Source organism: Kitasatospora sp. NPDC048715, from assembly GCF_043198905.1.
GTDB classification, from domain to species: Bacteria; Actinomycetota; Actinomycetes; order Streptomycetales; family Streptomycetaceae; genus Kitasatospora; species Kitasatospora lactacystinica.
In genome coordinates, this window is sequence record NZ_JBICVH010000020.1 from 155,476 (window position 1) to 168,780 (window position 13,305).

Consider the following 13,305-nt stretch of genomic DNA (forward strand, 5'->3'; position numbering starts at 1 on the left):
TCCCGCCCGCGGGGCCGCGCGGGCCGCTAGCCGTTCCCCGCCGCCGGCTCCCGCGGCCCGCGGCCGCGTTCCAGCGCCTCCAGGTCGCGCTGCAGCGGTGGGCGCGGGACGGCCAGGACCGGGCAGCTGGCGTGCCGCACGCAGTAGGCGGTGACCGAGGGGTGCACCAGCCGGGCGAGGCGGCTGCGCTCCCGGCCGGCGCCGAGGACGAGCAGGTCCCCGGGCCGGTCGGCGCACCGCACCAGCGTGTGGCCGGTGTCGCCGCGAACGGTCTGGCAGCGCAGGCGGACACCCGCGTAGCGTCCGGCGAAGGCCTCGTCGAGGGCCTGCCGCAGCCGGGCCACGGCGGCGTCGCGGCCGGCCTCGATCACCGGCGGGCACGGGGTCCGGCGGTAGCCGAGTTCGTCGCCGGGCGGGGTCCAGCAGAGCACCGCGAGCACCTCGACGTCCGTCCGGCGGGCCTCGGCCACCGCGTGGTGCAGCGCGGCGAGGCTGCCGAGCGAGCCGCTGATGCCGACCACGATCCGGCCCTCGTCGGTACCACTGTCCGCCATGGCTCCGCCCCTGCCTCTCCGTCCGGCCGCGCGCGGATGCCCTGGTGCCAAGGTGCCCGGGTGCCCGGGTGCCCGCGCACCGGACGGCCCTGGCCCTTGCTGCGCCGGACCGCGCCGAACCGCGCCGATTTCACCCCAGCAAAGCGGTCCGCGCCCGTACGGCACCGGCCCGTTGACGCGGCTCTGACGTGGAGCCCGCCGTTCCGTACGCGTCCCTGACGCCGCGCGGGCGAGGCGCGCTCAGCGCTCCGGCGACTCCGGCCGCTCTGGTTGCTCCGGTTGCTCCGGTTGCTCCGGTTGCTCCGGCGACCCCGCCTCCCAGAGGTCCGCGAACATCCGGTCCAGGTGCTCCTCCCCGATCGGCGGGACCGGCAGCGGGTGGGCGGCCCGGGCGCGGAAGCCGTCGAGCAGGAGGGCGAGGTAGCGGCGCCAGAGGTCGGGGCGCAGCTCGGTGGCGGCGGGCAGGGCACGGCAGAGCGGGCCGAGGAGGAAGAGCAGGTCCATGGTGACCACGTCGCGGCGCATGGTGCCCTGTTCCTGGGCGCGGGCGATCAGGACGCCGACGGTGGCGGCGTGCCGGCGGCTGATCTCGATCATTCCGGGGATGGCCGGGATGGCCTGGGTGACCAGGTCGTTGATGCCCCGGTCGGCGGCGACCAGCTCGAAGATCCGCCCGAAGTACCGTTCGAGGCCGCTCCAGGCGTCCTCGGCGGCGAGCGCCTCCTCGCCCGCGGCGGCCAGACCGCCCCCGGCGTCCTCGAACACCTCGGCGATCAGCGCCTCGCGGGTCGGGAAGTGCCGGTAGAGGGTGGCGTTGCCGACGCCGGCCTCCTTGGCGATCTGGTCCAGCGGCACGTCGAGGCCGTGCCGGGAGAACATGTCGCGGGCGGCGGCGAGCAGCTGGTCGCGGTTGCGCTGCGCGTCCCGCCGGAGCCGCCCCGGGGGGTTCGCGCTGCTCGGTGGTGCCATGCCCCGACCCTAGCAAGCGCCGGGCTCGCCCACCGGGCACCGCCCACCAGCCCCGCCGAGCCGCTCAACTACCCTGTGGGGTCGACGAGATGGACGGTGCGCAGGCGCAGAACGGTGCGCCTGCACGAAGGGGGCGACCAAGCGATGGCCACGGTGACGGAGCTGCGGTACTACCCGGTCAAGGGCTGCGCCGGGGTGACGGCCGCGCAGGCGGAGCTCACCCGGGCCGGGCTGGCCCATGACCGGGAGTTCATGGTGGTGGACGAGGAGGGCGTGTTCCGCTCCCAGCGCCGGGACCCGGTCCTGGCCACCGTCCGCCCGGCGGTGACGCGGGACGGCCGCTCACTGACGCTGACCGCCGCCGGCATGGAGCCGGTGTCGGTGACGGTGGACACCGAGGGCCCGCGCCGCGAGGTGCGGATGTTCGATCTGCCGTTCCTCGGCATCGATCAGGGCGAGGAGGCCGCCGACTGGCTGTCCGAGGTGCTGGGCTCGCGCGGCCGGCTGGTCCGGGTACCGCCGGAGCACGACCGGGTGACCACCGGACTGACCCCGGGCACCTCGGGCTATGCGGACAGTTGCGCCGTGCTCCTGGTGTCGCACTCCTCGCTGGAGCACTTCAACGAGCTCTCCGACGCCCGGCCGGTGCCCATGGACCGGTTCCGCGCGAACCTGGTGGTGGACGGCTGGACCGAACCGCACACCGAGGACCTGGCCCGCAGGATCGAGGTGGGCGGGGCCGAACTGGGCTACGCCAAGCTGGCGATCCGCTGCGCCGTGACGACGCTGGACCAGTCCAGCGGCACCAAGGCGGGGCCGGAGCCGCTGCGCACCCTGGCCCGGTACCGCCGGGCGGCTGCGGGCGGGGTGGCGTTCGGCAGCAAGTTCGCGGTGCTGCGGCCCGGCACGCTGCGGGTGGGGGACGAGCTTACGGTGGGCGCCTGGGGGCCGTCCGAGCTCTGAGCCCGGCGCGGCCGTCGCCGCGGCGACCTCGGTCTCGGTCTCGGTCTCGGCTTCGGCTTCGGCTTCGGCCTCGGCTTCGCGCTCGGCAGTCGGCCCGGCCGCACGGCGGTGACCTCGGCGGGGAAGCGGGCCGGGGCCACCGTCGTGCCGGAAGCGTTCCGGGACGGTCGGTCAGTGGAGGTTCAGCAGGTCTGGTCGATCAGGGAGAACGTGGCGTAGTGGTCGCCGGTGTAGTAGTCCTCCTGATAGGACCGGCCGGTCACGATCCGGCGGGCGCCGCGGGTCGGGGAGCCCGGGGTGATGACGGTGTACTCGTGGTAGTAGCCGTAGGACTCACCGGGCAGGACGCCCTCCCGGTTCTGGAAGACCACACCGTCCTGGGAGTAGGGGAAGGGGCCACCGGAGGCGATCAGGTCGAGGGTGTCGGCGGCCTGCGACGGGAGGGCGGAGAGGCAGACCGTTCCGCTCACGTCGGCGTGCGCGTCGGTGGCGACGGCGACCGGGGCGAGGGTCATCAGGGCGACGGCGGTGACGGCGGCGGCGCGGGACTTCCACGCGCGTAGAGTGCGAGTCATGCCCCTCAGTGTGGCGGGACACCGTCAACTCTGGAAGCCTTCGGAAAAACTATTAACCAGTGAGTAACCCCCCTTTACCTGCGCAGACTTGAGCCGTACGCCGACCACCGCACCCCGCCCCCGGGGCCACCCGCACGACGCCCACGAACCGCCCGGCCGACACAAGGGTCGACCGTCATCGAACTCAAGCCGGAGCTGTCCCGCCCGGACCGCGCCGCATAGAGTGCCCCGTAGCGTGGCGGATCACGGCAAGGCCGGAACGATCTCTGACGGGGTGGGCATGGGTACGGGCTCGGGCACGGCACTGACGGCCCACCAGCTGATCGGACTGCTGGTCGACCCCGACGGCTTCCGCAGCTGGGACGAGCCGCCGGCCGCCGACCGGGCCGACCCCGGCTACCGCGCCTCGCTCGACCGCGCCCGTGAGCGCACCGGCCTGGACGAGGCCGTCCTCACCGGCCTCGGCCTGATCGGCGGCCGGCCGGTCGCCCTCATCGCCTCCGAGTTCGGCTTCCTCGGCGGCTCGATCGGCGTCGCCACCGCCGAGCGGATCACCCGCGCCGTCGAACGCGCCACCGCCGAGCGGCTGCCGCTGCTCGCCCTGCCCGTCTCCGGCGGGACGCGGATGCAGGAGGGGTCGGCGGCCTTCCTCTGCATGCTGCGGATCACCGCCGCCGTCCAGGCGCACCGCGCCGCCGGCCTCCCCTATGTCACCTATCTGCGCAACCCCACCATGGGCGGGGTCTTCGCCTCCTGGGGCACGCTCGGGCAGCTGGTCCTCGCCGAGCCGGGCGCCCGGCTCGGCTTCCTCGGCCCGCGGGTGTACGAGGAACTGCGCGGCGTGGAGCTGCCGCCGGACGTCCAGCGGGCCGAGACGCTCGCCGGCCAGGGGCTGGTGGACGCCGTCGTGCCGCCGCAGGAGCTGCGCGAACTGCTCCGCCGCGCGCTGACCGTGCTCGCCGCCGCACCGCCGGCCCCTTCCACCGGCCCCGAGTCCGCGCCCGCTCCCGCTCCCGAAACCGACCCGGACGCCCCCGGACACCCGGACGCCTGGGACTCCGTCCGCCGCACCCGTCGCCCCGACCGCCCGGGCGCCCGCGAACTGCTGCGGCACACCACCGAGGAGCTGGTGCTGCTGGACGCCCCCGGCGGGCGCGGCGGCGCGCTGGTCCGGGCACTGGCCGTGCTCGGTGGGCGGCCCGTGCTGGTCGTCGGCCAGCAGCGGCAGACCCCCGAGCACGAGCGCCCCTTCACCGCCGCCGACCTGCGGGCCGTACGGCGCACCGCGCGCCTGGCCGAACAGCTCGGGCTGCCACTGGTCACCGTAGTGGACACGGCCGGCGCCGAGCTGTCGGCACGGGCCGAGCTGGACGGCATCGCGGTGGAGATCGCCCACTGCCTCACCACCCTGCTCGCGCTGCGCACGCCCGTCCTGGCCGTACTGCTCGGCCAGGGCTCGGGCGGCGGGGCGCTCGCGCTGCTCCCGGCGGACCGGGTGATCGCCGCCGAGCACGCCTGGCTGGCACCGCTGCCGCCGGAGGGCGCCTCGGCGATCGTCCACCGGGACGGCTCGCACGCCGCCGAGCTGGCCCGCTCCCAGGGGATCGGGGCGCGCCACCTGGCCGAGGTCGGGCTGGTCGACGAGGTGGTTCCGGAGCTGCCGGACGCCGCCGAGGAGCCGGAGGCCTTCTGCGCCCGGCTCGGGCAGGCGGTCGGCGCGGCGCTCGGCGCCCTGGCGGCCACCGCCGAAACGGACCGGCTCGCGGCCCGGGCCGCCCGGCACCGTCGACTGGGCGACCTGCGCTAGCCGTCCACCACGGCGGCTCGGCTCCGGTCCCGCCGCGACCGTGTGACACCGGCATCGGCATGGCCGGGGCGGTGTGGCGCCGGTCTCAGCACCACGGTGTGGCCCCGGTCTCAAGGCAGCGTTGATCATCTTCACCCACCGTGCGGCCGCCGGACCGGCGAGTGACGCCCCCCGAGCCCCGGACGGTGAGTGCGCTCACACGTGATCAACGACTACGACGGACGGTAGTGGACACCCCGACGGCACCCGCGCCGCCCCGACGCTCCCCGCGTTCCCGCAGCTCAGCACCGGTCGGCAGGCTTCGCGCGGCCGGCCCTTCGAATCCACGGCGTCCCGTTCCGTACGACCGCGGGTCGTACCGAGCGGGTCTTGGCGACGGCCGATCCGGTCTGGCAACAATGGCTTCCATCGCCAGCCGCACCGGCTCCTGTCCCGCCGGTGAACGGCTTCCTGATCGCGTCGCACCCCGCAACCGTTCGGCCCTTGTCCGGCCGTGGTCCTGGGCGGGGAGCGACCGGCCCAACCCGATTGAGGTCCTGTTCTTCATGCCCGCTTTCAAGCTCCGCATGCGCACTTCCGCCGCGATTCTCGCCGGCGCCGCCGGTCTGACCGCCCTGGGCGCGGGTGTCCTGCCCGCCACCGCGAACGCCGCCACCGCCTCCCCGCAGGCCATCGCCGCCCAGATCGTCCCGGCCAACCAGCTGGCGTCCTTCAGCCAGATCATCGCCCACGAGTCCAGCTGGAACGTGACCGCGACCAACCCGAGCTCGGGCGCGTACGGCCTGGCCCAGGCGCTGCCGGGCTCCAAGATGGCCACGCACGGCTCGGACTGGAAGACCAACCCGACCACCCAGATCAAGTGGGCGCTGGACTACATGAACACCCGCTACGGCAGCCCGAACGCCGCCTGGAACTTCTGGCAGACCCACCACTGGTACTAAGCCGACCCCGTCGGCCCACCGACCACCGCCCGCCACCTGACCACTCCCCCTCACCCCGGGGGTCGGACAGGGACCACCGGGGTGCCCGAGAGGGCCCGGACCCGCGCGACCCGCGTGGTCCGGGCCCTCTCCTGGTTCTCCGGCGGCGGCCCGGCCCGTGGACCGCGCCCGCCCGGGCCACGGCGTGGGCGCCACGGCGCATGGACCCCCGCGCGCGGACCACGCGCTCCCGGGCTTCGCGGCCGCGGGCTCACGGCGTGCGGGCTTCGCGCTCACGGGCTCACGGGCTCACGGGCTCACGGGCTCACGGCGTGCGGGCTACAGCCCGCCGGTGAGCCCGAGCAGCTCGCGCATCCGCGTGTACTTGGCGGCCAGCCGCTCGGCGGTCGCCGGGTCCAGGGTGGCGAGGCGGGCCGGATCGGAGTTGTGCGCCAGGTCCGCGCGCTTGACCAGCAGCGCGCCCGGCGTGGCCAGGATGCGCGCGGTGTACGCCTCGACCGGCTCGTCCGGGCGCCGGGTGAGCGCGTCCACGATCGCCTTGGTCTCCTCCGGCAGCGCGGCCCCGGCCAGCCACTCCCGGCTCAGCCGGTCGTCCTCGACGGTGTCGTGCAGCCAGCCCGCCGCGATCTGCGCCGCACTGCCGCCGCGCGCCGCCGTCCCCCGGGCGACCGCCGCGATGTGCTCGCCGTACGGGTGGCCGTTCTTGTCCACCTGCCCCTGGTGGGCCCGGCGCGCGATCGCCTCCACCTCGGACAGGCTCAGGTACTGGTCCTCCATCGGGCCATCGTAGGCCCGGGCGATCGGTCGGGCTTCGGTCCCTCGGCCCCGCCCCTGCCGGCCGACACCGTCCCGGACGGCCGGTCCTGCTGGCGTGCTCGCGACAGACCCACTGATCGCCGTGCCCGCGGCCACTGGTTTACTGCCCCGGGGGTTCATGGGCTTCGGGGGGTCACCGCGCTCGGAAGTCGGCGCCCCCGACGGGACACCCCCGTCGCACCGGCAGATCCGTCCGAGCGATCCGAGGAACCATGCCAGCCCTGCATCCCCTGCTGTCCGCCTTCGCGCCGATCTGGGCGCTCACCGGCGTCGGCTACGTCGTCGGCCGCGCCGGGCTGCTCGGGCCGCACGCCGAGACGGTGCTCAACCGGTTCGTCTTCCACGTGGCGATGCCGGCCGCGCTGTTCCTGATGATCGCCCGCACCCCGCTGGACCGCTTCGCCAACGCCTCGATGCTCGCCTTCACGGCCGGCACCGCGGTCGCGATCGGCCTCGGGCTGCTCGCCGGGCGGCTGCTGTTCCACCGCAAGCCCGGCGAACTGGCCATCGGCGCGATGGCCTCCGGCTACGTCAACTCGGCCAACCTCGGCATCCCGGTGACCATGCAGGTCCTCGGCGACGCCTCGTTCGTGGCGCCCGTGGTGCTGTTCCAGATCCTGGTGGTCACCCCCGCCGTCCTGGCCGTCCTGGACGGTGGCGCGGCCGGCCGCCGGGCGCTGCTCACCCTGCCCGTCCGCAACCCGATCCTGCTGGCCACCGCGCTGGGCGCGGTCGTGTCGGCGACCGGCGTGCACCTGCCTGCCGAGCTGAATCGTTCCTGCGAACTGCTCGGCGGCGCCGGCGTCCCCACCGCGCTGATCACCCTCGGCCTCTCGCTGCACAACCGCCCACCGGCGGACGGCCGTCCGCGCCGCACCGAGGTCGGGCTGATCGTCGTGCTCAAGACCCTGGTCCAGCCGCTGGTCGCACTCGCCGTGGCCGGCCCGCTGCTCCACCTGCCCGCCCACCAGCTCCTCACCGTGGTGCTGTTCTCGGCGCTGCCCACCGCGCAGAACGTGTACACCTACGCCCGCGAGTACCAGCGGGGCACCGCCCTCGCCCGGGACGCGGTGCTCTGGTCGACGCTCCTGTCGATGGCGACGCTGTCGGTGATCAGCTGGACCCTCGGCCCCGCGTAGTTCCGGCGCGTTCACCTCTCCCTGGCGGCCGACACCACCTCGGTCACGGCCGCCAGGAAGCGCCGGGCCGTGTCCAGCTCCCCCGGCTCGAACCGCCGCATCGCCGCGACCAGATCGCCGATCAGCCCGCCGAAGAAGCCCTCCCCCAGCTCCATCGCCCGCTCCTCCACCAGCAGCCGCACCCGGCGCCGGTCCTGCGGGTCGCGCTCGCGCCGGATCAGCCCGAGCCGCTCCAGCCGGTCCACCAGGCCGGTGGTACCCGCCGAGTTCAGCCCCAGCGCCTCGCCGAGCCGGCCCGGAGTGACGACCTCCCCGGCCCTGGCCGCGTCCAGCAGGTGGATCAGCGCCCGCAGATCGGTCGGGTGCAGACCGTTGCGGGCCGCGAACTCGGCTCCGAACAGGTCGAGTTCGACCGTCAGACCACGCAACAGATGGACCAGCCGCATCGGCTCGGCAACCTCGGACACCCTGTCGTCCTTCCTCGGGGAGGGCATGTGCGACTATTCTCTCGCTCAGCGAGATAATTGCTCAGCGAGATGCTTGTTCAGCGCGATACGTGTTCGGCGAGTGGTTCAGCCGACCCGGCCGCCATCACACCACACCCGCGGAGGCCCCATGTCCGCCCGCACCGCCCCCTTCCTCGCCGCCTACGACGCCCTGCTCGCCCGCTGGCCCGTCCCGGTCGAGGCACTCACCGTCCGCACCGCCCACGGCACCACCCGGATCAACGCCTGCGGCCCCGCCGACGGCCGCCCCCTCGTCCTGCTCCACGGCGGCGGCGCCACCTCCACCATGTGGTTCGCCAACGCCGGCACCTGGGCCGAGGCCGGACACCGCGTCCTCGCCGTCGACCTCATCGGCGACCCCGGCCGCAGCATCCACGACGGCGCCGCCCTCGACGGCGTCCCCGGCCTGCTCGGCTGGCTGGACGCCGTCCTCGACGGACTCGACGTCCCGCGGGCCGACCTCTGCGGCCACTCGTACGGCGGCTGGATCGCCCTGGAGTACGCCCTGCACGCCCCCACCCGGGTCGGCAGGCTCGCCCTGCTCGACCCCACCCAGTGCTTCGCCGGCTTCCGCCCCGGCTACCTGCTGCGCGCCCTCCCCCTCTTCCTGCCCCACCGCACCCCGGCCCGCGCCCGCTCCTACCTCGACTGGGAGACCGGCGACACCCCGCCCCTCGACCCCGTCTGGCGCGAGCTCTACGCCCTCGGCCACGCCGACTTCCCCGCCTCCCCCGTCGTGACCGGCCCCCGCCCCTCCCCCGAACGCCTCCGCACCCTCACCACCCCCGTCCTCACCCTCCTCGCCGCCCGCAGCCGCACCCACGACCCCCACCGCATCGCACGGACCGCCCGCCGCACCCTCCCCGGAGCAGAGGTCGCCGTCCTCCCGGGCGTCTCCCACCACAACCTCCCCATGGCCGCCGCCCAGGACCTCAACCCCCGCCTCACCACCTTCCTCACCCCCACCCACCAAACCTGACCGCCCCCACCCACCCCCACGAGAAGTCGCCCCGCCCCCTGTCCCCGAGCCGCCCCGAGGCCGGCGGCACACCCCGCCCGCCCCCGCGAAAAGTCGGCCCACCCGACTTCTCCCGCCACGCACACCTCCACCCACGTCGCCCCGAGGCAGGCGACACACCCACCCCACACCCAAAGTCGGCCCACCCGACTTCTCGTGCTGCAGGGCGGGCTCGTTGAGTGGGCCCTGGGGAAGAGAGCGTCGTGGTTGGTGTCGGATGGCCTGTGGGGCCGGATCGAGCCGCTGCTGCCCGTGCGGCAGCAGCGGCTTCGCAGGATCGGCCGTCCGCGGTTGGAAGACCGGGGCTGTCTGCAGGGGATCCTGTTCGTGCTGCACGCGGGGATCCAGTGGGAGTGGCCGCCGCAGGAGCTCGGCTTCGGCTCGGGCATGACCTGCTGGCGCCGACTACGGGACTGGCACGAGGCGGGGGTGTGGGACCGACTGCACCAGGTGCTGCTGACCGAACTGCACCGCGCCGGCGAGCTGGACCGGTCGTGGACGGTGATCGACGGCTCGCACCGCCAGGCCCGTCGCGGCTGCCCAAAACGGGCCCGAGCCCGGTCGACCGTGCCCGACCGGGCTCGAAGCATCACGTGATCACGGACGGCCGGGGCACGCCACTGGCCATCACAGTGACCGGCGGCAACCGCCACGACGTCACCCAGCTCCTGCCACTGCTGGACGCGATCCCCCACATCCGTGGCAGGACCGGTCGTCCGCGTCACCGGCCCCGGCAACTGTTCGCCGACCGCGGCCACGACTTCGACAAGTACCGCCGCCTGCTGTGGAAGCGCGGCATCAAGCCGGTCATCGCCCACCGGGGTGTGCCGCACGGCTCCGGTCGTTCCGGCCAGTCAAAGCCCTCAACCGGGCCCGGAGCAGCCTTCCAGATCACGGACTTGCACGAACTTCCTGGCACGCTCCAGGGTTCGACGGCGCCGAAAGTCGGCCAGGTCGACTTCCGGCGGGCGGGGCCGACCTGGTGGCAGGGGTCGGGGGGCGTTCCGGCGGGGATGGTTGCTCGGGGCGGCTTTGGGTCGCGGCCGCGCCGCTCGCTCGGGTGCCAGGGCGGGGATGGGGCGAAGGTGTGCCACAGGTGAACCGGGCGAGCATCCGCCGGGCCGCGCGCAGCACCGGCGGCGGGCGGGCTTTCTTGACGAGCACGGGTTCGGCGCGCGAGGGTCGCCGGCCGTCGCCGGGGCGGGAGGGTTGGGCCATGAGGTGCACCGGTGGGTGTCGGACGGCCGGGGGTACGGGCGGCGTGCTTAGCGTTGCCGGATGACCGAAACCACGCGGGCCGGCGGCGGGCGGCAGGTGAGTGCGGCTCGTGTGATGGCGCCCGCGGTGGTGTTCGCCATTCCGGTGCTGAAGCTCGCGTGGACGCTCGGGGGCGGGGACGCGGCGCGGGACGCGCTGCTGGCGATGGGGCCGGCGAACTGGGTGGACGTCGTCATCGGGATGTTCTTCGCCGAGCCGGTGCTGGCGGTCGTGCTGGCGGCGGTGCTCTCCTACATCAGTTATGCCTATCGGGCCGCTCACGGCGGGGCCGCCCGGCACCAGGGGCGGGCGCTGGTGGAGACGGCGGCCCGGGCGGCGATCCTGCCGGGGGCGCTCGGGGTGGTGGTCGGCGCGTTCAACGGGCTGTGGTGGGGTGTGGCGGCGGGCGCCCTGGGCTATCTGCTGCGCCTCGGTGTGGTGGCCGAGTACCGGACCGGCGCGCGTTCGGCCGTCACCGGCCACCGCACCGGGCGGCCGGCCACGGCCCTCGGGCCCCGGGCCGTCGAGGCGGTCCGGGTCGCGGCGCTGCTGCTCTCCCTGGTGGTGCTTCCGGCGTTCTCGGTCGTCGCCGCTCTCGACGGCCGCTCCTGGACGAGCGTGTTGATGTGCGACGTCGACACCGGCACCGGCCCGCAGCGCGCCCGGCTGGTCGAGCTGGACCGGCAGGCCGCGGGCGTCGTCGGCTGGGACGTCCCGGCGCACGAGGTGGTCAGCGGCACCAACTGTGCCGTCGACCCGGACGACGTCCTGCGCGCTCCCTGGTGGCGCCGGTAGGACCGCCGACCGGATCCGCCCGTGCGGCGGCCGTCCCGAGCGCCGCAGACGGCCGGATGCGGAACGACCGCGCACCCTCGCCCGACGGGGGGACGGTGGAGCGTTGCGTACTCCACCATGCGGCGGAGGCTGAGGGCCGGGGCCGTGGCACCGCGGGGGACGGCGGACGTGGTGTGGCGGCGCCTCCACTCGGGCCGGACCGCGCCGGAGCGCGCCTGCGTGGACGCCGTCGTCCGCGAGCGCCACGTCGAGCGCACGGCCGCCGAGCTGTTGCTCGAAGCCTTCGCGGCCCGGGAGGAGCGGCTCCGCCCGGGCCGCGCGACGGTCCGGCGGCGCGACAGCTCCGCGGCACGCCCTTCCCGGTCCGGTAGCCGTGCACGGGCCGCCGCGGCCTACGGGGGTTCGGCTGCCGGTGGGCTCAGTAGATCAGGTACCCCGGGCGGTGCCCTTCGTCGTCGATCTCCCCGGTGGCCTGGGCCCGCAGCTTGCGGGACAGGTCCTCCAGGGCCCGGGCGGCCGCGACCTCCTCGCCGATCCTGGCGAGCGGACGGTCCTCCGCACTTTTCACGGATTCGCCGTGCGCGCTCAGGCCTGGCGCCCTGGCGCCGGTCAGCCTGGCCTCGCACGCCGTGTGCACGCCGTCTTCCTCGAAGCTGAGCTCCACGTCCCACTGGTTGTGCATGCCACACCTCCTGGCGCCGGCCCCCGTCGCGCCTGTCCGGACCGGCACGGACGGTGACCCGTGGCGGCCGCTCACACCAGCGTGCGCCTGCCCCGCCGGTGGCGGCAAGCGCTGCCGGACGGCCCGGCGCCCGCCGCGCCGCGCGCGTGTCGTGCGCCCCGCCCGGGCACCGGCCCGGCGGTAGGCTGGCGGGAGCGGCCGCGACCTCCGACCCACCTCTCGGAGCCGTCGGCGCGGCGCGGGCAGCGACAACCTGGTGGTCCCTCCGTGGCGGTCTTCCTCCTCGCTCTCAGTGCGGCCTGCTGTCTGGGGCTCGGCTTCGTCCTCCAGCAGCACGCGGCGCAGCAAGCCCCGCGCTCCGATCTGCTGCGCTGGCGGCTGCTGCTGGACCTGATGCGGATGCCGCAGTGGCTGCTCGGCACCGGGTTCATGGTCAGCGGGCTGATCCTCTCGGCGTTCGCCCTCAACCAGGGCGAGGTGTCGCTGGTCGAACCGCTGCTGGCCACCAATCTGATCTTCGCCATGGCACTGGCCCGGGTGTTGACCCGTCAGACCCTGGGCCGTTCCGGCTGGGCCGGGGTGCTGCTGCTGGCCCTCGGGGTGACGGCCTTCATCGTGGCCGGGCAACCGACCGGCGGCGGGGCGCCCGCCGGGGAGCTGCGGCACTGGCTGGTGGTCGGCACCGTGGTCGGGCTGGTCGTGCTGCTGGTCTCGCTGGCCCGGCGGCTGCCGCTGTTCGAGGAGGCGACCCTGCTGGCGCTCGCCGCCGGGCTGCTCTACGGCCTCCAGGACGCGCTGACCCGGACCACCACCCAGCGCCTCGACCACGAGGGCCTGTCCGCGGTGCTGCGCAGTTGGCAACCGTACGCGGTGGTGGTGGCGGGCGTGGTCGGGCTGCTGCTGGTGCAGAGCGCCTTCGAGGCGGCGCCGCTGCGGATGTCCCTGCCGGCGCTGACCGCCGCCCAGCCGGTGGCCGGGATCGCCTGCGCGGTCGGGTTCCTCGGCGACCGGCTGCGGGTGACCCCGGCGGCGCTGGCCTGGCAGGCCGCCGGGCTGGTCGCGATCGTGATCGGGGTGATCGTGATCGGCCGCCATCCGGCGATGCCCGGGACCGTCCGCGACACCCTGGAGAGCATCGGGGCACCGCCCGAGGACGGGGCGGAGCCCCGGGAGGGCGGGGCGGAGCAGAAGTCCGGGGGCGGTCCGGAGGACCGACCGGACGACGAGCCGAAGGGCAGTCCGGACGGCAATCCGAAGGACGAACCGACGGGCGGGTCCGCGGA

12 protein-coding genes and 2 pseudogenes are annotated in these 13,305 nt (G+C 74.9%); 8 read left to right on the plus strand and 6 right to left on the minus strand.

What is annotated here, in order from left to right; translation table 11 throughout:
• Positions 1 to 26: 26 nt before the first annotated feature.
• Together ACGFSC_RS33190 and ACGFSC_RS33195 are read right to left on the minus strand one after the other, a co-directional pair.
• Entirely contained in the window at positions 27 to 554 is a 528-nt protein-coding gene (locus tag ACGFSC_RS33190; protein ID WP_359907552.1) for a universal stress protein, read from the minus strand.
• 240 nt (positions 555 to 794) lie between these two features.
• Entirely contained in the window at positions 795 to 1,523 is a 729-nt protein-coding gene (locus ACGFSC_RS33195) for a helix-turn-helix domain-containing protein (protein WP_359907549.1), read from the minus strand.
• Between the two features lie 144 nt (positions 1,524 to 1,667).
• Between ACGFSC_RS33195 and ACGFSC_RS33200 the strand changes: the two genes are divergently transcribed.
• Entirely contained in the window at positions 1,668 to 2,486 is an 819-nt protein-coding gene (locus tag ACGFSC_RS33200; protein WP_359907546.1) for an MOSC N-terminal beta barrel domain-containing protein, read from the plus strand.
• Between the two features lie 182 nt (positions 2,487 to 2,668).
• Here ACGFSC_RS33200 and ACGFSC_RS33205 read toward each other — a convergent pair whose 3' ends face one another.
• Positions 2,669 to 3,061: a ribonuclease gene (locus ACGFSC_RS33205; protein WP_380356563.1), complete on the minus strand. Its 393-nt coding sequence runs from the start codon at positions 3,059 to 3,061 to the stop codon at positions 2,669 to 2,671.
• 280 nt (positions 3,062 to 3,341) lie between these two features.
• Here ACGFSC_RS33205 and ACGFSC_RS33210 point away from each other — a divergent pair, with 280 nt between their 5' ends.
• Positions 3,342 to 4,868, plus strand: a complete 1,527-nt coding sequence (locus ACGFSC_RS33210) for a carboxyl transferase domain-containing protein (protein ID WP_359907543.1) — start codon at positions 3,342 to 3,344, stop codon at positions 4,866 to 4,868.
• A gap of 566 nt (positions 4,869 to 5,434) precedes the next feature.
• Complete coding sequence (locus ACGFSC_RS33215; protein WP_359907540.1) at positions 5,435 to 5,809, plus strand: transglycosylase SLT domain-containing protein; 375 nt, start codon at positions 5,435 to 5,437, stop codon at positions 5,807 to 5,809.
• A 318-nt stretch (positions 5,810 to 6,127) separates the two neighbouring features.
• On the opposite strand, the gene ACGFSC_RS33220 is transcribed toward ACGFSC_RS33215, so the two are convergent.
• Positions 6,128 to 6,586 carry an HD domain-containing protein gene (locus tag ACGFSC_RS33220; protein WP_359907537.1) on the minus strand — a complete coding sequence of 153 codons (459 nt, stop codon included), beginning with the start codon at positions 6,584 to 6,586 and terminating at the stop codon, positions 6,128 to 6,130.
• 251 nt (positions 6,587 to 6,837) lie between these two features.
• Between ACGFSC_RS33220 and ACGFSC_RS33225 the strand changes: the two genes are divergently transcribed.
• On the plus strand, positions 6,838 to 7,764 hold the full coding sequence (locus tag ACGFSC_RS33225) for an AEC family transporter (RefSeq protein ID WP_359907535.1): 927 nt from the start codon (positions 6,838 to 6,840) through the stop codon (positions 7,762 to 7,764).
• A gap of 11 nt (positions 7,765 to 7,775) precedes the next feature.
• Here ACGFSC_RS33225 and ACGFSC_RS33230 read toward each other — a convergent pair whose 3' ends face one another.
• Entirely contained in the window at positions 7,776 to 8,231 is a 456-nt protein-coding gene (locus ACGFSC_RS33230; protein WP_380356556.1) for a MarR family winged helix-turn-helix transcriptional regulator, read from the minus strand.
• A 148-nt stretch (positions 8,232 to 8,379) separates the two neighbouring features.
• Between ACGFSC_RS33230 and ACGFSC_RS33235 the strand changes: the two genes are divergently transcribed.
• The 3 genes and pseudogenes from ACGFSC_RS33235 (at position 8,380) to ACGFSC_RS33245 (ending at position 11,340) form a co-directional block, all read left to right on the plus strand.
• Positions 8,380 to 9,249 (plus strand): alpha/beta fold hydrolase, encoded by an 870-nt coding sequence (locus ACGFSC_RS33235; protein WP_359907532.1) that lies wholly within the window; start codon positions 8,380 to 8,382, stop codon positions 9,247 to 9,249.
• 225 nt (positions 9,250 to 9,474) lie between these two features.
• Positions 9,475 to 10,130: pseudogene (locus tag ACGFSC_RS33240) on the plus strand (IS5 family transposase); the annotation flags it as partial.
• Positions 10,131 to 10,566: 436 nt separating this feature from the next.
• On the plus strand, positions 10,567 to 11,340 hold the full coding sequence (locus ACGFSC_RS33245; protein ID WP_359907530.1) for a hypothetical protein: 774 nt from the start codon (positions 10,567 to 10,569) through the stop codon (positions 11,338 to 11,340).
• A gap of 418 nt (positions 11,341 to 11,758) precedes the next feature.
• Here ACGFSC_RS33245 and ACGFSC_RS33250 read toward each other — a convergent pair whose 3' ends face one another.
• Positions 11,759 to 12,022, minus strand: coding sequence for a dsRBD fold-containing protein (locus tag ACGFSC_RS33250; RefSeq protein WP_359907527.1), 264 nt, complete (start codon positions 12,020 to 12,022; stop codon positions 11,759 to 11,761).
• Between the two features lie 267 nt (positions 12,023 to 12,289).
• Between ACGFSC_RS33250 and ACGFSC_RS33255 the strand changes: the two are divergent.
• Positions 12,290 to 13,129, plus strand: a pseudogene (locus ACGFSC_RS33255) (DMT family transporter); the annotation flags it as partial.
• Positions 13,130 to 13,305 lie beyond the last annotated feature (176 nt).